General features: G+C 68.6%; 18 protein-coding genes, 2 tRNA genes and 1 pseudogene. 8 read left to right on the forward strand and 13 right to left on the reverse strand.

What is annotated here, in order from left to right:
- Positions 1 to 47 precede the first annotated feature (47 nt).
- From AC4FS2_RS13510 to AC4FS2_RS13520, 3 genes are all read left to right on the forward strand, one after another.
- A complete protein-coding gene (locus AC4FS2_RS13510; RefSeq protein ID WP_491156165.1) occupies positions 48 to 731 on the forward strand; it encodes an IclR family transcriptional regulator in 684 nt (227 codons plus the stop codon).
- A 154-nt stretch (positions 732 to 885) separates the two neighbouring features.
- Positions 886 to 2,508, forward strand: coding sequence for an FAD-dependent oxidoreductase (locus tag AC4FS2_RS13515; RefSeq protein ID WP_491156163.1), 1,623 nt, complete (start codon positions 886 to 888; stop codon positions 2,506 to 2,508).
- The gene (locus AC4FS2_RS13520; protein ID WP_491156161.1) at positions 2,505 to 3,008 is read left to right on the forward strand and encodes a nuclear transport factor 2 family protein; all 504 of its coding nucleotides are present in this window, start codon (positions 2,505 to 2,507) and stop codon (positions 3,006 to 3,008) included. Before AC4FS2_RS13515 ends, AC4FS2_RS13520 begins: the two co-directional genes overlap by 4 nt.
- Positions 3,009 to 3,011: 3 nt before the next feature.
- Here AC4FS2_RS13520 and AC4FS2_RS13525 read toward each other — a convergent pair whose 3' ends face one another.
- Together AC4FS2_RS13525 and AC4FS2_RS13530 are read right to left on the reverse strand one after the other, a co-directional pair.
- Complete coding sequence (locus tag AC4FS2_RS13525; protein WP_491156159.1) at positions 3,012 to 4,526, reverse strand: TRAP transporter large permease; 1,515 nt, start codon at positions 4,524 to 4,526, stop codon at positions 3,012 to 3,014.
- Positions 4,523 to 5,161 carry a TRAP transporter small permease subunit gene (locus AC4FS2_RS13530; RefSeq protein WP_491177596.1) on the reverse strand — a complete coding sequence of 213 codons (639 nt, stop codon included), beginning with the start codon at positions 5,159 to 5,161 and terminating at the stop codon, positions 4,523 to 4,525. Before AC4FS2_RS13530 ends, AC4FS2_RS13525 begins: the two co-directional genes overlap by 4 nt.
- A gap of 166 nt (positions 5,162 to 5,327) precedes the next feature.
- Here AC4FS2_RS13530 and AC4FS2_RS13535 point away from each other — a divergent pair, with 166 nt between their 5' ends.
- On the forward strand, positions 5,328 to 5,753 hold the full coding sequence (locus tag AC4FS2_RS13535) for a nuclear transport factor 2 family protein (RefSeq protein WP_491156155.1): 426 nt from the start codon (positions 5,328 to 5,330) through the stop codon (positions 5,751 to 5,753).
- Positions 5,754 to 5,853: 100 nt separating this feature from the next.
- Here AC4FS2_RS13535 and AC4FS2_RS13540 read toward each other — a convergent pair whose 3' ends face one another.
- From AC4FS2_RS13540 to AC4FS2_RS13580, 9 genes are all read right to left on the reverse strand, one after another.
- A complete protein-coding gene (locus tag AC4FS2_RS13540; protein WP_491156153.1) occupies positions 5,854 to 7,095 on the reverse strand; it encodes a type 2 periplasmic-binding domain-containing protein in 1,242 nt (413 codons plus the stop codon).
- A gap of 154 nt (positions 7,096 to 7,249) precedes the next feature.
- Positions 7,250 to 8,158 carry an LLM class F420-dependent oxidoreductase gene (locus AC4FS2_RS13545; protein ID WP_491156151.1) on the reverse strand — a complete coding sequence of 303 codons (909 nt, stop codon included), beginning with the start codon at positions 8,156 to 8,158 and terminating at the stop codon, positions 7,250 to 7,252.
- Positions 8,158 to 9,807: an FAD-dependent oxidoreductase gene (locus AC4FS2_RS13550; protein WP_491156149.1), complete on the reverse strand. Its 1,650-nt coding sequence runs from the start codon at positions 9,805 to 9,807 to the stop codon at positions 8,158 to 8,160. The genes AC4FS2_RS13545 and AC4FS2_RS13550 overlap by 1 nt, the downstream gene beginning before the upstream one ends.
- Before the next feature lie 331 nt (positions 9,808 to 10,138).
- Positions 10,139 to 10,227, reverse strand: a tRNA-Ser gene (locus AC4FS2_RS13555).
- Positions 10,228 to 10,305: 78 nt separating this feature from the next.
- Complete coding sequence (locus AC4FS2_RS13560; RefSeq protein ID WP_491156146.1) at positions 10,306 to 11,601, reverse strand: LCP family protein; 1,296 nt, start codon at positions 11,599 to 11,601, stop codon at positions 10,306 to 10,308.
- 33 nt (positions 11,602 to 11,634) lie between these two features.
- Positions 11,635 to 13,296, reverse strand: a complete 1,662-nt coding sequence (locus AC4FS2_RS13565; RefSeq protein ID WP_491156145.1) for a RecQ family ATP-dependent DNA helicase — start codon at positions 13,294 to 13,296, stop codon at positions 11,635 to 11,637.
- A gap of 42 nt (positions 13,297 to 13,338) precedes the next feature.
- Positions 13,339 to 13,423 (reverse strand) — tRNA-Ser (locus tag AC4FS2_RS13570).
- Between the two features lie 117 nt (positions 13,424 to 13,540).
- On the reverse strand, positions 13,541 to 13,957 hold the full coding sequence (locus AC4FS2_RS13575; RefSeq protein WP_491156143.1) for a nitroreductase/quinone reductase family protein: 417 nt from the start codon (positions 13,955 to 13,957) through the stop codon (positions 13,541 to 13,543).
- 24 nt (positions 13,958 to 13,981) lie between these two features.
- Complete coding sequence (locus AC4FS2_RS13580) at positions 13,982 to 14,569, reverse strand: TetR/AcrR family transcriptional regulator (protein WP_491156141.1); 588 nt, start codon at positions 14,567 to 14,569, stop codon at positions 13,982 to 13,984.
- Between the two features lie 60 nt (positions 14,570 to 14,629).
- On the opposite strand from AC4FS2_RS13580, the gene AC4FS2_RS13585 reads away from it, so the two are divergent.
- Positions 14,630 to 14,764: a hypothetical protein gene (locus tag AC4FS2_RS13585; RefSeq protein ID WP_491156140.1), complete on the forward strand. Its 135-nt coding sequence runs from the start codon at positions 14,630 to 14,632 to the stop codon at positions 14,762 to 14,764.
- Between the two features lie 697 nt (positions 14,765 to 15,461).
- Here the strand turns inward: AC4FS2_RS13585 and AC4FS2_RS13590 are convergent.
- Entirely contained in the window at positions 15,462 to 16,367 is a 906-nt protein-coding gene (locus tag AC4FS2_RS13590) for an HAD family hydrolase (RefSeq protein ID WP_491156139.1), read from the reverse strand.
- Positions 16,364 to 17,626, reverse strand: coding sequence for a serine--tRNA ligase (serS, locus tag AC4FS2_RS13595; protein WP_491156138.1), 1,263 nt, complete (start codon positions 17,624 to 17,626; stop codon positions 16,364 to 16,366). Before serS ends, AC4FS2_RS13590 begins: the two co-directional genes overlap by 4 nt.
- 82 nt (positions 17,627 to 17,708) lie before the next feature.
- Between serS and AC4FS2_RS13600 the strand changes: the two genes are divergently transcribed.
- From AC4FS2_RS13600 to AC4FS2_RS13610, 3 genes and pseudogenes are all read left to right on the forward strand, one after another.
- Positions 17,709 to 19,136, forward strand: a complete 1,428-nt coding sequence (locus tag AC4FS2_RS13600) for a diacylglycerol kinase family protein (protein WP_491156137.1) — start codon at positions 17,709 to 17,711, stop codon at positions 19,134 to 19,136.
- A 94-nt stretch (positions 19,137 to 19,230) separates the two neighbouring features.
- A pseudogene (locus tag AC4FS2_RS13605) lies at positions 19,231 to 20,593 on the forward strand (cryptochrome/photolyase family protein).
- An 88-nt stretch (positions 20,594 to 20,681) separates the two neighbouring features.
- Positions 20,682 to 20,957 (forward strand): TM2 domain-containing protein, encoded by a 276-nt coding sequence (locus tag AC4FS2_RS13610; RefSeq protein WP_491156135.1) that lies wholly within the window; start codon positions 20,682 to 20,684, stop codon positions 20,955 to 20,957.
- Positions 20,958 to 20,963 lie beyond the last annotated feature (6 nt).

Raw genomic sequence — 20,963 nt, forward strand, 5'->3', positions numbered from 1 at the left:
TCGAGGCTATGCTGAGAAATGTGCAGAATGCGAACAGCAATGGAGCCGTGAAGCCCCGTGATGGCAACCAGACTCTCGCGAGGGGGTTGCACGTCATGCTGGCGATCGCCGACTCGCGCGAGGGACTCACGGTGCAGCGGGTGAGCGAGTTGCTCGGGGTCCACCGGTCGATCTCGTACCGCCTCCTGCAGACGCTCGTCGACTTCGACCTCGCCACCAGGACCCGCGATGGCCTCTATGCGCCAGGGGCTCGGCTCGCGACGCTGTCGGAGTCGTACCTGCCGACGCTGCGCGACATCACCCGGCCCGTCATGCGCACCCTCGCCGATCGGCTCCAATCCACCGTCTCGCTCTTCGTCGAACAGAGCGACGAGGCCGTCGCGATCGCGATGGTGGAACCGACGACGGCCTCGCACCACATCGCGTTCCGTCCAGGGATGCGCACGCCGCTCACTCTCGGCGCTGCCGGGTACGCGCTCCTCGCGGCCAAACCACCGCGCGACGGGGAACCCGAGGCGGTCGCGGTCGCGCGCACCCGCGGGTACGCATCGAGCCATGCCGAAATCGAAGAGGGCCAGTTCGCGGTCGCCGCGTGGATCCCGACCGATGGGGTCACGTCGGCCTGCCTGAACCTCATCACCTACCGCTCCGACATCGCCGAGACGGCCGGTCCGATCATGCGCCAGGCCGCCGACGACGTCGGCGCCCTCCTGCGCGGCGAGTCCTCCTAGACGACGAGGCCGGGCGGTGGAGCATCCGTGCTTCCCGCCTTGATTGCGCGTGCCGTGCCGGATAGGCTTGGTGCAATTAGGGATCAATCGTGCTCTCTATGCGCACGTTCGCCGAACGCCGCGTCGAGCACGATCGCCGGCGCAAAGGTGTGACATGCAGGAATCGTTCGATGTGATCGTCCTCGGTTCGGGCGCAGCCGGCCTCACGGCAGCCCTGGCAGCCTCGGTCGAGGGCGCCAAGGTCATCGTGCTCGAAAAGGCCTCCCTCATCGGTGGGACCACCGCGCTCTCCGGGGCCGGCATCTGGATCCCGGGCAATCATCAGGCCGAGGAACTCGGCATCGACGACTCGGTCGAGCGCGGTCTCGAGTATCTGATGAGCCTGTCGAACGACCTCATCGATCCCGAGCTGGCCGAGGTGCTCGTCAGCGGCGGGCCCGATCTCATCGACTTCCTCGAGCGCGAGACGCGACTCCGCTTCACCGTGGTCGAGGGCTTCCCCGATTATCACACCGAGAACCCGGGCGCCCTGGCCGGTGGCGGTCGCACGCTCGAGCCCGGTCTCTTCTCGTTCGAGCGCATCCCGGAGTGGGTCGATCGGATCAGCGGCGATGCGCGCCGCGTCGTGCTCGTCGAGATGCCGCTCGGCGGTGGAACCGGCGTGATCGCCCCCGAGGTGCTCGCCCAGCGAGAGGCTGCCCTGCAGGAGGGACTCGGTCGAGCCCTCGTCGGGGGTCTCCTCGAGGCCGTGCTCGAGCGCGGCGTCGAGGTGCGCACCGACGTCAGGGGCCTCCGGCTGATCATGGACGACGGCGTCCGAGGCGTGGAGGTGTCGACACCTTCGGGCGACATCGCCGTCACCGCCAAGGCGGTCGTCATCGCGACCGGCGGCTTCGAGTACGACGCCGAGCTCTCCCGGTCATTCCTCCGAGGTCCCCTCACGAGGCGCGTCGGGGCACCGACGAACACGGGTGACGGCCTCAGGATGTCGATGCGGGTCGGTGCCGACCTCGGCAACATGCGCGAGGCATGGTGGTCGCCGGTGATCGCCCTCCCCGGCGAGCGTCGCGACGGCGGCGAGCACGGCCTCCTGGTGGCCAGAGAGCGGGCGATGCCCGGCTCCATCATCGTCAACTCGGCGGGGCGCCGCTTCGCGAACGAGGCGGCGAACTACAACGCGTTCGGCGGCGCCTTCCATCATCTCGACGAATCGCGCCTCACCTACCCGAACCTGCCCGCCTTCATCATCTTCTCCCAATCGGTGGTCGATCGATTCGGCGTCTTCGGCGGCGGCGCCGGCGGCGGCGTTCCCGACTGGGTCACGAGCGCCGACACGCTCGACGAGCTCGCAGCACTCATCGGCGTGGACGCCGCGGGCCTCACCGAATCGGTGGCGAGGTTCAATGCGAACGCGATCGACGGGATCGATCCCGACTTCTCGCGGGGCGTCAGCGCGTACGACCGCTTCCCCGGCGGCCGCATCCTCGACCCCGATTCGGTGTTCTCGACGCTCGGCCCTCTCGAAGCCGGCCCCTTCTACGCGACCGAGCTCTTCAGCTCGGCACTCGGCACGAAGGGCGGACCGAAGACCGATGGGTCTGGTCGTGTCCTGCATGTCGACGGGCCAGTAATCCCCGGCCTCTACGCCGCCGGCAACGCGGCGGCGAGCGCGTCGGGCATGGTCTACGGCGGCGCCGGCGCCACGCTAGCGGTCGCCGGCATCTGGGGTCGCAACGCCGGCCGCGCGGCCGCCACCGACGAGCTCGGGATCTCGTGATCGCCGGCGAGTCCGCCGATCTCGATCGGCTCATCGCAATCCAGGAGGTCCTGCAGCTCAAGGCTCGTCGGGATCGGGCGCTCGACCAGAAGGATTGGTCGACCTATGCTGCCCTGCATGCCCCCGACCACGAGTCGGCGAACGACGGGTTTGAGTCGTGGATCGGCCCTGAGGCGCTGGTCGAGCGGGCGAGCGCGGTGCTCGAGGGCGTCGCGACGGTGCATCACTCGCACACGCCCGACATCACGATCGAATCGCCGGATTCGGCCTCGGCCATCTGGTACCTGGAAGACCAGCTCTACTGGTCGCAGGGCGACGCCGAGCACTGGGCACGTGGGTTCGGGTTCTATCACGAACGCTGCGAGCGCCGCGACGGCGTCTGGCTCTTCACCTACCGTCGCCTCGAGCGCACGCTGCTCATCTCGTCGCCAGGCGCCGAGCATCCCGCCATCAGCGGAGCGAAGGCCGCCGGAGCGCATCGCGTGGCCCCGGTCGCCTGAGCGTCACCCGCTGACGGACAGGTCGGGCAACCAGGTCACGATCTCCGGGAACACCGTCAGCAGCACGATGAGCACGACCGCGGCCGTGATGAACGGCACCACGCCCTTGTACACGTCGGTGAGTCGGATGTTGACGCCGGGCATGCCCTTCGTGCCCTGCCGCGCGATGGAGTGGACGACGAAGTTGAGCACCCCGAGCGGCGGTGCGATGAGGTCGATCTCGGCGATGATGATGAAGAAGATGCCGAACCAGATGAGATCGACGTCGAGCGCCGTGAGTGGTCCGAGCAGCACCGGGAACGTGAGCAGCATCATCGGCAGGGACTCGAGGAAGATGCCGAGGATCAGGTAGAGCGGGATCAGCATGAGCAGGAACCCCGTGCGGTCGAGCCCCATCGTGATGATGAAGTCGGCGAAGCTCTGCGCGAGTCCGCTGAGGGCCATGACCTTCGTCAGCACGAGCACACCGACGAGGAGCAGGAAGATCGACGAGACGGCGGCGATCGTCTCGCGCAGGGTGCCGCTGAAGAAGACGCCGAGGGATCGGACGACCCTCGGTTTCGGCTGGACTCCTGTGCGACGGGCGTTCAGCGTGGTCGTGATGACGGCGACCACACCGACCACGACGGTGATGGCCGCACCGATCGCGCCCGCTTCGGTGGCGGTGAAGAGTCCGAGGTAGATGCCGCCGAGCACGACGAGCGCGATAAGGAGGATCGGGAGCAGGAACGGGAGGACGCCGAACCGCTGTCGCCAGGTGTAGGTCGTGGCGTTCTTCGATCGCACCTTCGCGATGAGGCTCCACACGACGATGACGATGGTGAACAGGATGGCGAGGATGAATCCGGGGACGATGCCCGCGAGGAGCTGCTGGCCGACCGAGGTCTCGGCGACGCCGGCGTAGATGACCAGGAGGATGCTCGGCGGGATCACCATGCCGAGCGAGCCCGTGGCTGCTACCGACGCCAGCGCGAGCGACGGCGGATACTTCTCGCGGATCATCTCGGGGATCGCGACGCGGCCGATCGCGTAGGCGATGCCGATCGAGCTGCCGCTCGTCGAAGCGAGTCCGGCACCGGCGAAGTTCGTCGAGACGGCGAGTCCGCCGGGCAACCAACCGAGCCAGCGGCGGGCCACCTCGAAGGCCTTGATCATCAGGCCGCTCTTGCCGAGCGCGACCCCCATGAGCACGAACATCGGGATCACGCTGTACGACCACGAGGCGAAGGTGTTGAAGAGGGAGTCCTGTAGCGTACCGGTCACCGCTCGAGGGCCGACGAGGACGAAGATGCCGAGGATGCCGGGGAGCGCCATCGAGATGCCGATCGGAACCTTGATGAGCATGAGTCCGAGCATCAGACCGAGGGTGAGCAGTCCGATCGTGAGCTTGTCGAGCTCGACGGCGAGCAGGAGCACGACGAAGAGCACGCTGATCGATCCGGTGATGATGAGGCCGATCGACCATCGGCGCGCACGGACGAGCTGCTTGCGATCCGGCTCGGTGGCGACGGTGGTCATCGGATGCCCCCGCTGCTCTGCGCCGCGTCGAGCGCTTCGTCGAGGTTCGTGACCGGCGGCTGCGAGCCGAGGTTCACGAGTTCGTTGTCGTCTTCGGGGTCGAACTCGGGAACGGTGATCGCGCGCACCAACTGGGCGGCGGCCTGGAGCACGAGACCGAGGACGCCGATCACGAGCACCCATCGGAACGCCCAGATCGGCAGCCACGGGGTCGACGCCGGCGCTTCGGCGATCCCCGTCGCCGTCATCGCCCGCTCCATGCTGAACCACGCGAGTGCGGCGGCCGTGGCGAGGGTGACGGCCATGCCGATGATCTCGATGATGCGCTGAGTGCGCGGGGATGCTTCACCGGTGAGCAGGGTGACCCTGATGTGCTGGCCGACGAGGAGGGCGTACCCGAGACCCAGGCTGATGACGACCGGCATCCACGCGAACTGCGTGAGATCGACGGTGCCGGGCAACGGACGGGCGACTGCCCTCGCTATGACATCGGCGACGATGTTCACCATCATGCCGAGGCAGGCGATGCCCGCGAGGATGGCGAGCGCGGTCGTGGACCGGTCGATCCAGCGGAGCCACCCGAAGCGTTGCTCCCAGCGCTCGCGCTGCAGCACTGCAGACAGCTCATCGGCCATGGCGCCGTACCTCCATCGGTAACTCACGGACTGACCAAGTATCGCATACTGATGTTCGTTATACACACATCGGGTCGCGTGCCCTGCATGGATCCACTGCAACGACTGCTCGACATCGAAGATATCCGGCGTCTCAAGCACCAGTACATGCGCAGCATCGACACGCGTGACTACGTCGTGCTACGCGAAATGCCTCGCGGATGATGTGACGACGGCCTACGCCGACGGCACACTGCAGCTCCTGGGGGCCGACGCGGTCGTCGAGGAACTCCGCACCTGGTCGAGGCGTCACAGCACGCATGTCGTCGCCCAGCCCGAGATCGAGATCCTCGATGAGACGTCGGCGCGTGCGCGGTGGCGACTCGACGAGCTCGTGGTCTACGAGGACGACACCGTCATCCGCGCGGCGTCGATGTGCCTCGACGAGTACGTGAAGCGCTCTGGCCGCTGGGTCATCAGCCACACCGGGTATCTGCGGATCTTCCAGGTGCGCGGTCAGGTGCCCGCCGCGTTCACCGTGGTGGACCCGCTGTCGGTCGACATCATCTCGCCGGCGAATCCGGCCTGGCGGCCGTGGGCTCCGAAGCACTGACGTCCGGCGGAACGACCGCGTGCCGCGGGCTGCTGGCTTCAGCCCCACCACGGGCCGAGCCTGCAGCCCGCGGCACGCGAGTCTGGAGTGCGATCAGACGTCAGTTCGGCAGCGTCGTCAGCACCGATTCTTCACGGAATCGCTCCCAGAAGGGCTCGATGTCGATGTCAGCGGCACCGACGTAGAAGTCGAACACCGCCTCGGTGTCGGCGCCGTCGATGAGCGGGTATCCCAGCTCGACGAGCACGTCACCCCAGTACGCCTTGCGCTCGACGAACCGCTCGATGATCGCTTCCGGGTCGGTGACTCCGGCGGGCGCAGTGGCTGCGAGCTCCGCGAGGGTGTCTTCCTGATACTCAGTGAGCATCGGCAGGAGTTCGCTCACGTCGTTGATCCGCACGGTCTCGTCTTCGAGGAACGTGCCGAAGGCGCTGGTGTCCGCGAGCTCGATGGTCGAGAAGTCGAGCACGGTCGCCTTGGCGGCCTCTTCATAGATGATGTTTTGCAGCTCGGGCGACAGTGACTCCCAGAACTCGAGGTTCGCGGTGTAGCCGCCGAGTGGGGAGATGACGGGCAGTGGGAGGAACTCCGGCGAGACCTCTTCGAACCCGTACGACGCGTAGGCGCCGGGGTTGACGAGCTGGCAATCGATCACACCGCGCTGCAGACCCTCGTAGATCTCGTTGAACGGCAGGGTGACAGGCACGCCGCCGAGTGCCTCAGTGGCGCCGGACTGGTACACGCCGGATGCGCGGGTATTGCGGCCGGCGAACGCATCGGCGGTCTCGCCCGGCTCGACGCAGTACGGCGCAAATGGCACCGTGCTGGTCCAGTAGAGCGGCTTGAGGTTGTGGCCCGCGAACTCCGTGAGGAGGGGCTTGTAGTCCTGCACCATTTCCTGGATTGCTGCGGACCCGCCGACGAAGTCGTGGAGCGGTGAGCCGGTCTGGTCGAGACCGAGGCCGAGCAGCCAGGATGCGACGGGAAGCTCGGCGGGGAAGATGCCGCCGAAGATGAGGGCGATGTCGGCGGTGCCATCACGGACCCCGGAGAGCTGCTCGGGAGCGCCGAGGAGGGCACCGGCCCAGTAGTTCTCGAATGTCACGGCGCCGTTGGTACGCTCGGTGACGCCCTCCTGGAAAGCGAGGCTCATCCGCCCGAACGTCGACGTCTCGGTCAGGTAGTCGGCATAGGTGATGACGAGTGGTTCGAACTCGGTCGCCGTCTCCTCGACCTCGGGCGCCTCGCTGGTCGGGGTGCACCCGACCAGCACAGTCGCCATGACCGCAGTACTGGCGACGAGCGCGGCGAGCGCACGGCGGCGGGGATGAATGGTTCTCATGTGACGCTACCTCCATTGGTATCTCACGGTGCACGGTCTCTAACGCTTCTCAAGCATTCGGGGAGATCGCCACGAATCGGTCGCGGCTGCTGTGCCGCTGAATCCCAATTATTGCACACCCGCGTGCATTATGCACACATGCTCGTGAGGCTGATCAGCGACCCGCGAGCGCCTCGCAGACTCGATCCCGGATCTCTGCGAGAAAATCCAGGTGGTCCCGCAGCGACGTCAGCCCATATCGCGCCGTCGTCACGGTCGCGTCGGTACCTCCCGCATCACGAATTCGCAGCACGGCCGCCACCACATCACCGATGCTCCGACTGCCCACTTCCTCGGGCAGGAGACTGAACGCCGACCGGAATCCCTCGACAGGACGGCCCGCTTCGCCCAGGAGGTCCTGGACTCGCTGCCATGCGGTCAGCGCTTCGTCGCCCAATCCATACCCGAAGATGAACCCATCACCGAGGCGCGCACCGCGCGAATACGCCGCCTCGGACGATCCTCCGATCCAGATGGGGATGGGCTCGTGCGGCGGAGGGACGACCGCGGCCTCGAGAATGGTGTCGAATCGACCGCTGAAGGATTGCGGTTCGCCCGTCCAGAGCCGGCGCAGATACGGGATCTGCTCGTCGAGCCGACGCCCTCTGGTTCGGAAGTCCTGCCCGAGCGCCTCGTACTCGACCGGGTTGTATCCGACGCCGACGCCGAGCCGGAGTCGACCACCGGACAGCAGTGCGACGTCGGCGGCCTGACGGGCGACCAGGGCCGATTGCCGCTGCGGGAGCACGAGCACGGCGGTGATGAGCTCGATCCGCTCGGTCAGGGCTGCAAGGTGCGCGAACGCGACGAGTGGGTCGTGGAACGGGTCTCGCTCGGTATACGCGCGGGGCGGCAGCGGCGGGTCGCGGTCAATTCCGTGCACCGCGTTCACCGGGTGGTCGAACATTACGAGATGGTCGAAGCCGAGCCGCTCGACCTCACCGCCGAAGGCCCTGAACGCATCCGGGTCGCCCCCGAGCTCGCTCTGGGGGTAGGCGATCCCCACGCTGATCGATGGGTCCATCAGACTTCCCTGCTCTCAAGTGGCCGAAGATCGCTCGTCACGTGCTGCGCGGCGAGCCACGCGAAGGTCATCCCCGGGCCGAGCGTGCCGCCTGGACCCCCGTAGCCGGAACCGGTCGGCGACGAGACGTTCCCGGCGGCGTACAGGCCGGGTATCGGCTGACCGTCGAGATCGATGACCCTCGCATCGGCGTCGACCTTCGGGCCGCCCTTGGTGCCGAGCACGCCGGGCCGGAGCTCCATGGCGTAGAAGGGTGCGTCGGTGATCGGGCCGAGCGTCGACGCCGGAGTCCCCTTGTTCCATGGGTCACCCCACCACCGATCGTGGGCGCTTTCGCCACGGCGGAAATCGGGATCCACGCCGTCGGCGACGGCGCGGTTCCAACGCTCCACCGTCGACTCGAGTTCGTCGGCATCGATCCCGAGCCGTTCGGCGAGCGCGCGCAGGCTCGGCGCCGACGTGAGCCAAGGTGGCGCGGACGTGCCGTCGAACGGCGTCCCTCGGGATCCATAGCGCTCGAGGTACGTCTGGTCATGGATGACCCACGCCGGGATGTTCGCCGGCCCGAACGCCGTGACGTCCTCCTGGTGGAACGCACTTCCGAGTGCGTTGTAGTTCGCCGCTTCGTTCACGAACCGGCGTCCTCGACGGTTCACCATGATGCTTCGCGGTCGCGTGCGATCGCCGTTGATCATGTCAAGATTCATCGGGTTCACGCCGTCGGGCAGCATCGCGATCGGCGTCCACCACGCCTCCCGCATGTTCTGCAGGTCGGCGCCAACTCGCATCGACATCCGCAACCCGTCACCGGTGTTCGTCGGGATCGACGCCGGTCGATGGACCCCGCCCCGAAGATAGGTCCTGCGGTACGACTCGTTCCACTCGAAGCCACCGGTGGCGAGGATGACCCCGAGCCGCGCGCGCACCTCGCGCCGCCCCTCCGCATCCTCAATCTGCACTCCGACGACCCGATCTCCGTCTCGCACGAGCTCGAGGCCGCGCGTCGACGTCTCGACCGAGACGCCGGCGCCGAGGGCCGCCCGCAGGAGGAAACCGACGAGGCTGCCGCCCTGGCCGCGTTCATCGGAATCGGCTCGACGCTGCAGCTCGTCAGCGGTCGGCGGCTTCGGCACGCCGGAGCCGATCCCGGTCTCATCCATGCGGAAGTACGGCGAGTAGTACGGCGTGACCTCGACCCGGTCACGCCATTCGCCGAGTTCGCGGAACGGGAACAAGGGAGTACCCAGGGTGCGTCCGCCGCCAGGCCGGCCCCCGGGATGCTCGGGGTGGTAGTCGGGGAGCCCCGGGACCGAGTAGAACTCGATGCCGCCACGAGACTCGAGGTCGTCGATCATCGCGGCGCCGTTCTCGACGAAGGCGCGGACGAGCGGTTCCTCGGCAAGGCCCCGCCCGACGCCGAGCAGGTACTCGACGCCCGCGGCGATGCTGTCATCGAGACCGTGCTCGCGCATTTTCGAGTTTGCCGGGATCCAGACGTGACCGCCGGACCACGCGCTCGTGCCACCGACCCGGTCATGCTTCTCGAACAACGCGACAGTCGCACCGTCTGCCGCTGCGACGAATGCCGCGGTCAACCCGGCAGCCCCGCTGCCAAGCACGATGACATCGACTTCCATGGGTAAGGTCACTGGCCACCTCCGCCTCGTTGCGGGTCGCGCGTTCAGTCGAGCGCCTACTAGCCCACGATATGGGACGAATAGTGATTCGTACAACTCTATAAATGCACTATGACGAGAGGGGCGACATCGTCGTTGCATCCACCCACCCGTCTCGTGCCCCGATGGTGCAAGCCCTCGCACGCGGCAAGCAGCCCTACGAACTGCTCCTCGGCTCCGGCACCGAGCATCTGCGACCGCCGTCCCACAGGACGGGTCACCTGGGGCCTACACGGCCCATCTCACGGTGTCGACTGGTAACACCGTCAAAACCAAAATCCCCCGGCTTGCCGGGGGATTTCTGCGGAGACGGAGGGATTCGAACCCTCGGTCCCCGTAAGGGGACTCCACCTTAGCAGGGTGGTGCACTAGGCCTGACTATGCGACGTCTCCAGGCATCCGACGCCGAAACGGCGGACGCACGCACTAATACTAACCGGCGCGACGCGCCTCCTCGAACGGCGGATGCGGCTACCGGAGGTTGCCGTTGGAGCAGGTGTTCTGCGCTGCGGTCTGCCCGGTGATGTTCGAGGGAAGGGCGACGGCGCTCTCCTCCGGGGCGGGCGTCTCCGTCGCGCCCTCCGTCGGCTCAGCACCCTCGGCAGGCTCGGTCGGATCGGTCGGCTCGACCGGGGTCTCCCCGTCCGGCGCATCCGCGTCGATGACGCCATCGCCGCCGCTGACATCTCCGGTCAACTGCAGCGGCTGATTCGCCTCCAGGGCCGCCCACAGCGCGTCTGCGGCATCCAGGTCGGGCACCACGCGGTTCGGGTCGGCGGGGTCGGGGCCCGTGGGGTACTGAACGAAGACGATCTCTTCGAACGGCACGTTCTTCACGGCGAGGGCGATCTGCACGAGCGTCAGCGGGTTGGTGAGGCTCGTGGACGGGTCGACATTCTCCAGCGCGGTGGAGGCCAGCTTGTAAAGGGCGGCGGGGTTGGAGAGGACTTCCTCGCTGACCAGCTTGCGCGCCAGCTTGGACATGTACTGCTGCTGGTTGCTGATGCGCCCCAGGTCGCCGCCGTCACCCACGCCGTGCCGGGTGCGGAGGAACTGCAGGGCCTCGATGCCCTGGATGTTGCGGTTTCCGGCGGGCCAGTCGATGCCGGTGTGCCGGTCGCGGATGCCGTTGGCGATGCAAACATCCACTCCGCCGACGGCGTCGGTGATGTTGATGACGCCCCCGAAGCTCACCTTGGCCGCGAAGGGGATGTCCTGTCCACTGAGCTCAGACACCGTGTTCACGACGCACGATAGGCCCCCGGTCATGAAGGCGCTGTTGATCTGCTGCTTGCGCGACGCCGAGACGGAGCTCCCGTCCTCGGCCGTGCACGCGGGGATGGGGACCATCAGGTCACGGGGAAACGAGACCACCGTCACGCGACGTGGGTTGTCCGAGATGTGCACGAGCATGTTGACGTCGTTGAGGTTGCCCTCGGCGTCGGGGCCCGTGCAGCGCTCCCCGAAGTACCCGGCGAACTCGGGTTCGCACTCGTCCGTGCCGGTGATGAGGAGGTTCACGCCGCCTTCGATCTCACCGATGTCGGGCGGCACCGGCCCCTGCCCGTCGAGCTCAACGGCGTCGGCGTTGAAGCTCGATGTCAGGTCGTACCCGATGTAGGCGGCGACACCCGCCCCGGCGACCAGAACGACAGCGAGGCCGATGGCGAGGATCCGCATCACCTGGGCGAACGGGCGCGGCGAGGTCAGGCGACCGTGGCGGGCCACCGTACGGCGACCTCGCTGGACGGGCTTGATCGAGCTCACTCGTGTCCTTCCGGGCGTGCGGGCGGCGCTATCCTACGTTCGCCCACCTGAAAGGCCGGTGAGGACCGGCTGAAGAAGGTGATGCTCGGCGATCAGGGCGAGCGACAACTGCTTGTACCCCTGACTTTCGAAGAACACCGTCATCCGGTCATCCTCGACGGCCATCACCGTGCCCTCCCCCCAGATGGAGTGCCTGACACGCTCGTCCACCGCGAACCCACCGGGCTTCCTGGCTCCGGCCTCGACGCGGGGCACGTGGTCTTCGTACGCCGACCCGTCGGCGCAGGTGTCGCAGTTGCCGCACGGCTCGTCGAGAGTCTGCCCGAAGTAGCCGAGCAGCACGTGTCGCCGGCACCGGCGCGTCTCGGCGTAGCCGCGAAGCATCTCGATGCGAGATCGGTCGATCCGCTCACGCTCCTCGGTACGCTCGAGCGCCGCGGAGACGGCTGCCTCAGCGTCCTGCCCGCGCCGCAGCTTCGGGCCATCCTCTTCCGTGCGCACCGCGGCGACGTCCACGAGCAGGGCGACCAGCGCGGTGACCCGCCGCAGGCTCGCGTCGACCACTCGCGCAAGCTCGCTGGGCCTGGTGACGCCGTCTTGCAGCGCGGCGACGAGGCGGCGGAGCTCCGCGGCGTCCGGATGCTTCGTCGCGAAGTAGCGGCGGAGGGCGAGATCTTCGGGGCGATAGTGCAGGGTCGCGTGCGCGGGCTGTCCGTCGCGTCCGGCGCGACCCATCTCCTGCGCGTACGCATCCACGGAATCGGGGGCGTCCGCGTGGACGACGAAGCGGACGTTCGGCTTGTCGATCCCCATCCCGAACGCGGAGGTGGCGACGACCACATCGAGCTCGTCGGCATGGAACCGCTCGTGCACACGCTCGCGCTCGCGCGCGGGAAGGCCCGCGTGATAGGCGACGGCGCGGATGCCGCGCTTCTCGAACTCGCTCGCGTACTCCTCCGAGCCGCGGCGCGTGGCCGCGTACAGCAGACCGGGCTTCGGCAGCTCGGCCACTTCAGCCAAGACGGCGGCGCGCCTGTCGGAGCCTTCCGCGTAACGGTGGACGGTGAGGGTGATGTTGGGCCGGTCGACGTCGCCGGCGAGGATCAGCGGATCCCGCATTCCCAGGCGCTCGACGATCTCCTCACGGACAGGCGTGGATGCTGTGGCGGTGAGAGCGAGCACCGGCGGCCGGCCGAGCCGGTCGGCCACCGCATCCAGGAGCAGGTAGTCGGGCCGGAAGTCGTGCCCCCAGGACGCGATGCAGTGCGCTTCGTCGACGACGAGGAGCGATACGTTCTGCTCGGCGAGCCGGTCGACCACCTCGTCTTTGGCGAGCTGCTCGGGCGCGAGCAGCACGTACTCGACCTCACCCGCGCTCACCCGCCGCCACGCCTCGCGCTGCGCTTTGGCGCCGTGGGCCGAATTCACCGCGACGCCGGTCGGAGCATCCGGAGCCTCCTCCAGCCGAGCGAGCTGATCCTCCTGCAGTGCGATCAGCGGCGAGACGACGGCCGCGAGACCCGGGCGAAGCGCCGCCGCGACCTGGTATACCGCCGACTTCCCCGACCCGGTGGCCCACACCACGAGCACGTCGCGGCCGGCGACGGATGCCTCGATGGCCTCGCGCTGCTCGGGACGCAGGTGGTCGAGGCCGAAGTACTCGGAGGCTACGCGGGCGATCTCGTCGATTGTCATGAATCCGCTACACCGAAATGGGGCTTAGCCATGCGGGTTGCGCGGAGGGTGTGGGATTCGAACCCACGGGACATTGCTGCCCACTGGTTTTCAAGACCAGGTCCATCGGCCGCTCGGACAACCCTCCCGACGATGCTTCGCAGCATCCGTCGACCGGCCGAGTCTAGCCGAGCGCCGGACGTCGCATCCGCTCGCCCGCACTCGCACCGATCTCGAACGGCCGAGCCGTGCGTGTCATGGGCACTCAGGCGTCGTCGAAGGTGACCTCGGCGAGCGGGCTGCCGGCAAGCCAGTCCTCCACATACTGCGGCTGCGGAACGTGACCGGGGTTGCTCGGCTGGTTGAGGTCATCGACAAAGACCTGGAAGATGCGTCGCCGTTCCTCGGGGTCGGTGATCGGCGTGGCGACGGCCGGGAGGTCGGCGTGGATGCCGATCTTGAGATGGAAGATGAAATGCGGGTTCGCCAGGAGGTTGGCGTACCAGTCCCGCTTCGCCGGCGTGGTGCTGAGGTAGATGCGTCCGTAGGCGCGATAGAACCACACCTCGATGCGGTGCGGCTTTCCGCTGCGCCGGCCATAGGTGGTGATGTCCGCCAGCCGATCCTCCGTCGAGGAGGCGGGAGTGATGGCGAGGGCGCGGAGCACTTCGGGTGACAACATGGTTCTCTCCTTGAGAGAGTCGATTCAGAGCGGCTGAGTTGTGGGTGCGTATGCTCGCGCAACGAGTGTCCGCAGCACGTGCCGTCGGCGATCGTGCGCGGTCTCGTCGTCGGCCGAACTGGCCGCGAAGGTCGTGCTGGTCGGCCCCCACGTGAGGGACAGCGCAATCACCGTGGAGTGCACGTCCGCGGGTTCGAGAGTCGCGTCGATATAGCCGGCGCTCTGCGCGGCGGCGATGTCGGCCAGCTTCTCGGGCTCGCTGGGAAGCGACTCGCCTGTGAGAGCGCCTGTCGGTCGTCGCTCCAGCCGCGACCACGTCGCCAGACGAACGAGCTCCGGACGCTCGAGGTACTCGTCGTACAGGCGGGCCGCATAACCGGGAAGGTCGGTGGCGTCGAGCGCCACGGCGTTCACGATCGCGTGCAGAGCCTGGTCGAAGACCGCGTCGAAGAGGGCGTCCTTGCTCCCGAAGTACGCGTATAGCTGCGCCTTGTTCGCCCGGGCGTTCGCCGCGATCCGATCCACGCGCGCTCCGGCGATGCCATACGTCGCGAACTCGTCTGCGGCGGCCTCGAGGATACGGGCTCGCGTCGCTTCACCATCTGCTCTCATGCTCAGACTCTAGCAAACAAACTGGTTGGTTACAAATCGCGCGCGTCTGCCCTTGGCGACGTGTTCACCGGATTCGCGCCGCTCATGTCGCGCTGTGGTTCGCTCCTGGGCGCCCTGCTCTTCGCCGTAGTTGCGGCCCTGTACGCGCGGCGCCGTTCGTTCCGCGGGTACGACGCGGAGCATCCCCTCGCCTGAGCGTGGGGCGGCTCCCCGCCACCCCGCGGCCCGGCCGCGACGCGGCACGAGATCAGGAGATGACGCCGAGGCAGGCTCCTTTCGCGCGGAACGACCTGCTCTCGCCACATCTCCTGAACTCGCGACGGGGATGCCCCGGCGATGCGGCGGGGCGCACACAAGCGCGCGTCGGCCGACGCCCCGACGGCCCCACGCGGCCGCGGGCCGACGCTCGCACCACCCACATCCTCCCCGCCGCCCGCGGCCTCGCCACCCGCGAAACCTCCCAGGCGCCCACGGCACGAGATCAGGCGATGAGGCCGAGGCAGGCTCCTTTTTCCGGAAACGACCTGATCTCGCCACATCTCCTGAACTGGCAACGGGATGCGGCGGACTCGCCACGGGGATGCGGCGGACTCGCTACGGGGATGCGGCGGGCCTCACACGTTCAGAAGCGCGGGCGCACCACGCCGCCGGGCCGGAGCACCGCGCCGCCGAGCGCCACCACGGCGTTGCCCTCAAGGTCGAAGCGCCGGGCCGGAGCACCGCGCCACCCTGCCGCAGCTCCCCGCCACCGGCGACGATGCGCGCGAGGTAGGTGCGTACCGGTGCGCTGCCACGGGGAGCCGCCAGGGCGTCAGCCCGTCGGCATCCACCTCGACCTCGAGCGCTCCGGCGACGGCGTGGTGCGGGATGGCCGTGGCCGGCCGCATCCACGTCAGAGTTCCCGCAGGATGGCAGCGACGCCGCCTTCGCTGACCGACAGCCCGACTTCACCGGCCGCAGCGAGCACTTCCTCGGGGCCTTGCCCCATGGCGATGGCGCGCCCACCGTTGCGTAGCGCCCACTCGAACATCTCGACGTCGTTGCGGCCGTCGCCCATCACCAGCACGTTCGCCGGGGCGATCCCCAGCCAGGTGCGGACGAGCTCGAGTCCGGTGGACTTGTTGACCCCCTGCGGGGCGATGTCGAGCCACGCGGTCCAGCCGATCGCGTACGACACCTGGGTGAGCCCGATGCGCGACACCAGGTCGAGGAAGTCGGTGTCGGTGTGCTCGGGCGACACGACGACCACACGGCACACCGGCCGGTGCGAGAGTTCCTCGAAGGCGACCAGATCGGCCCCGCGCAGGTTCCAGTCCTCCAGGTACTCGGTGTACAGCCGCGTCCCGTCGGGCAGCTCGACCATGTAGCGCGCGTCGGAGAGGTGTCCGCGGAGCAACTCCAGCACCTCGGCGGGATCGAAGGTCTCCACGTGCGCGAGCTCGTAAGCCGCAGCGCCGGTGCCGCCGGCCTGGCGGCGCATCACGATCGCGCCGTTCGAGCACACCGCATAGTCCGGCTCGATACCGAGCAGCTCCATGATGCGGTGCGTCGTGTCCCAGCTGCGACCGGTCGCGAGCATCACCTCGTGCCCGCGCGCCTGCGCATGAGCCACAGCCTCGAGAACCCCCGGGCTCGGACTCTCGTCCTCGAGGATCACGGTGCCGTCGATGTCCAGAGCGATGAGGAGGCGGCCGTCGGGCGCGTCCTCAGCGATCTCCTCGACCAGTTCGGCCGCATCCCCCGGCGACGTCACCTCGACGCTGCCGGTGTCAGGCGGCGATGTGCGCTCGGGCGTCACGCGATGGGCTCCATGATGTCGAGTCCGCCGAGGTAGGGCCGCAGCACTTCCGGAACGACGACGGAGCCGTCGGCGCGCTGGTGCGTCTCCAGGAGGGCGACGATCCACCGCGTGGTGGCGAGGGTGCCGTTGAGCGTGGCGACAGGCTGCGTCTTGCCCTCGTTGCGCGAACGGATGTTGAGACGGCGGGCCTGGTAGGTCGTGCAATTGGAGGTGCTGGTGAGTTCCCGATAGGCGTTCTGCGTGGGCACCCAGGCCTCGACGTCGTACTTGCGCGCGGCGCTGGATCCGAGATCTCCGGCCGCGACGTCGATGACACGGTACGAAAGGCCGAGGTCTTGCAGCATCCCCTCCTGCAGCTCGACGAGGCGGAGGTGCTCGGCCTCGGCCGCGTCGGGCTCGGTGTAGACGAACATCTCGAGCTTGTTGAACTGGTGCACACGGATGATGCCGCGGGTGTCCTTGCCGTACGAACCGGCCTCGCGCCGGTAGCAGGTCGACCAGCCGGCGTAGCGCTTGGGTCCACGGCCGAAGTCGAGGATCTCGTCCATGTGATAGCCGGCGAGCGGAACCTCGCTCGTGCCGACGAGATAGAGGTCGTCCTCGGCCAGGTGATAGACCTCGTCGGCGTGCTCGCCGAGGAAGCCGGTGCCGCGCATCACCTCGGGTCGCACGAGCGTCGGCGGAATGATGGGGGTGAAACCCGCGGCCATCGCCCGGTCGAGCCCGAGGCTCATGAGCGCGAGCTCGAGGCGCGCGCCGATCCCGGTGAGGAAGTAGAAGCGACTGCCCGACACCTTCGTGCCCCGCTCCATGTCGATCGCGCCGAGCTTCTCACCGAGGGCGAGGTGGTCGAGCGGCTCGAAGTCGAAGGCGGGGACCTCTCCGTGCGTGCGCAGCGTGATGAAGGCCTCTTCGCCACCGGCCGGGACGCCGTCGATGACGAGGTTCTCGATCCTGGCGAGCGCCAGCTCCGCCGCCGCTTCCGCCTCGGTCACCGCGTGCTGCGCCGCCTTGGTCTTCTCGCTCAGCTCCTTGGCCTCGGCGACCAGTGCGGCCTTTTCCTCTTTCGGGGCCTGCGCGACCCGCTTGCCGTGGGCGTTCTGGGCGGCGCGCAACTCTTCGAAGGCGGTGATCGCGGCGCGTCGGTCGCGGTCGGCCGTCAACGCGGCATCCACTGTCTCCGGGGCCGCGCCGCGCGCGATCTGCGAGCGCTTGACCCGCTCGGGATCTTCTCGCAGCAGGGTCAGATCGATCACCGTCCAATCTTAGGCCAGGGCTTTTCCGTCGCAGCCCCGTCCGAACGCCTCGCGGGGCCGGGAGCGGCCCTAGGGTGGGAGCATGGCGGCCGATTCCGAAACGCGCGAGAGCGATGAGACAGCCGGCGCGGCACCTGAGCTCGACGAGGCGACGCGCGAGGGCGGCGAGACGGCGGGCGCCGAAGAGCGACCCGACGCCGCGCAGGCCGACGACGCGCCACTCAACAATGAGGCCCCGCCCGGCGCGGCCGAGCGAGCCGAGTTCCACGCCGACTCGCTGCGCGACGACGACGACCGCGACGACAACGCGGCTGCCTCGACCGACGCCGGCGGCACCGCGGATGCGCCGGAGGCACCCGGTCCACGGGGGGCCAACACCGAGACGCCCTCCGCGCACGAAGCCGCGGCGCCCGACGACGTCATCCGCGAACCCGAGGACGTGGCGCCCGACACGACCGACGGTGAGACCGGCGAGGCCGTTCAGGTCACCGCCGACGGCGAGCAGACCACGATGGATGCTCCGCCCACCGACCGAAAACGCGCCGCACTCGTCTACAACCCCACCAAGGTCGATCCCGCGGAGCTGCGCGCGTTGATGGTGCGCCTCTCCGAGGAGGCCGAGTGGGCTGAGCCGCTCTTCTTCGAGACGACGGTCGACGACCTCGGCGACGACGCCGCCCGCGCAGCCCTCGAGGAGGGCGCCGACGCGATCCTCGTGGCCGGAGGCGACGGCACGGTGCGCGCCGTTTCCGAGGCGCTGACCGACACCGGAGTCCCGCTCACGATCGTCCCCAGCGGCACCGGCAACCTGCTCGCGCGCAACCTCGCGCTGCCGCTGGATGACGCGGACGTGATGATCCGCGCGACCTTCGAGGGCGACGTCATCCCGGTGGACGTGGGAGTCGCCCGGCTCCGCCGCGAAGACGGCTCCACCGAAGAGCACGGGTTCGTCGTGATGGCCGGTATGGGGCTGGATGCGGCGATGATCGCCAACACCAACCCGCAGCTGAAGAAGACCGTGGGATGGGTCGCGTATGTGGACGGAGCGGCCCGCTCGCTCGTGTCCGCCAAGCCCTTCCGTATCGTCTACCAGCTCGACAAGCAGCGCCTGCACTCGGCCCGGGTGCAGAGCATCCTCTTCGCCAACTGCGGGTCCCTCCCGGCGGGGATCGCCCTCATTCCAGAGGCCTCGATCACCGACGGCATGCTCGATGTCGCCATCATCCAGCCGGCGGGCGCGTTCGGATGGCTCGGCGTGTGGCGGAAGATCTGGTGGGACAACTCCTTCCTGCGACGCTTCCGTGCCGGTCGCCGGGTGCTCGAGCGGCGCGGCCGCGACACCTCGGTGCACTACCGGAGCGGCCACGGGATCGAGACCGCGACGAGCCCGGCCCAGCCGGTGGAGCTCGACGGCGACGAGTTCGGCGAGGCCACCCGCATCTTCTGCCGCATCGTCCCCGGCGGCCTCCGGATCGCCGTTCCCGCCGGCCACGACACCTCCACCCTCTAACCCCCCTAGCGGACGATTACGGACGCTTTTCGTTCTGCGCGCCCAGACTCCGACAAGAGTCGTCCGTAACCGCAGGGGGAACTAGCGTGGGCGGATGACTACGGTCGTGTGGTTCCGCGACGATCTGCGGCTGGCGGACAACCCCGCACTGTCCGCCGCCCTGGAACGTGGCGAGCCGGTGATCGGCCTGTACGTGCGTGAGGACGGCGAGGGCATCCGCCCCCTGGGCGGCGCGGCGCGCTGGTGGCTGCACGAGTCGCTCGCTTCACTCGCCACCGCTCTCGAGGAGCGCGGCTCGACCCTCATCCTGCGCCGCGGGAGAGCGGCGGAGGTCGTCCCGGCGGTCGTGCGCGACGCCGGGGCCGGCGCCGTCTTCTGGAACCGGCGATACGGCGGAGCGGAGCGCGGCATCGACGCGGGCATCAAGACGGCGCTCCGCGGCACCGGGGTCGCGGTCGCCTCCTTCGACGGCTCGCTCCTCTTCGAACCGTGGACCGTGCGGACCGGCACCGACAGCCCGTACGCCGTCTTCACGCCGTTCTGGCGCGCGTGCCAGAGTCTCCCCGCCCCGCGTGCGCCGCTGCCCGAGCCGGGAGACATCCCCGGCCCGAGTTCGCGCCCCGCGTCCGAGGACCTCGACGCGTGGTCCCTGCGTCCGACGCATCCCGATTGGGCAGAAGGCCTTCGCGAGCGATGGGAGCCGGGAGAGCCGGCCGCCCGCGCACGACTGCGCGCTTTTCTCGCGCACGACCTCGGCGGCTACGACCGGTCCCGTGACGAGCCGGCCGGCGAGGCGACCTCGATGCTGTCCGCACGGCTGCGGTGGGGCGAGCTCAGCCCGCACCAGGTCTGGCACGCGACGGTCGAACACCCCGCGTCGAGTGCCCACCCCGACGCGGCATCGCGGTTCCTATCGGAGCTTGGATGGCGCGAATTCGCCTGGCACACGCTCTTTCACTTCCCCGACCTCGCCACCCGCAACTGGCGGGCCGAGTTCGACGCGTTCCCCTGGCCGCCGCTCGACCCCGGTCACCTCGAGGCGTGGCGGCGAGGACGCACCGGCCTCGCACTCGTCGACGCGGGGATGCGGGAGCTCTGGCGCACCGGCTACATGCACAACCGCGTGCGGATGGTGACGGCATCCTTCCTCGTCAAGAACTTGCTGATCGACTGGCGGCGCGGCGAGGAGTGGTTCTGGGACACCCTCGTCGACGCGGATGCAGCGAACAACGCCTTCAATTGGCAGTGGGTCGCCGGCTCCGGCGCCGATGCCGCGCCCTACTTCCGCATCTTCAATCCCGAACGGCAGCTGGCGAAGTTCGACCCGCACGGGGAGTACGTCCCGGAGGTGGGCGCCGGAGTACCTCGCCGATGACGCTCCCGAGCCGATCGTCGACCTCGCCGGCACACGTCGACAGGCGCTCGACGCCTACGACGCCGTCAAGCGATCCCGCTGACCCTCCCCGGGAATCCGGATAGCCCCCTGTCCATGCCGAGGCCCGGTCCGTACGCTCGAACGCACGCCAGCCCACCAGAGGAGAAGCCATGTCGCAGCCCCAGTACCCCGCCGCCCCGCAGCCCTACGGCGTCGCGCCCGCGGGACTGAGCCCCAAGTCCTGGCTCGCGACGCTCCTCCTGTCGATCTTCCTCGGCGAGCTCGGAATCGACCGGTTCTACCTCGGCAAGATCGGCACCGGCATCCTCAAGCTCATCACCGTCGGCGGCTTCGGCATCTGGTGGCTCATCGACCTCATCCTCGTGATCGCGGGTGCGACGAAGGACAAGCAGGGCCTCCCCGTCAAGTACGTGCCCGGCCGCTGATCCCCC

This window comes from Microbacterium sp. Z10_103 (assembly GCF_058310455.1).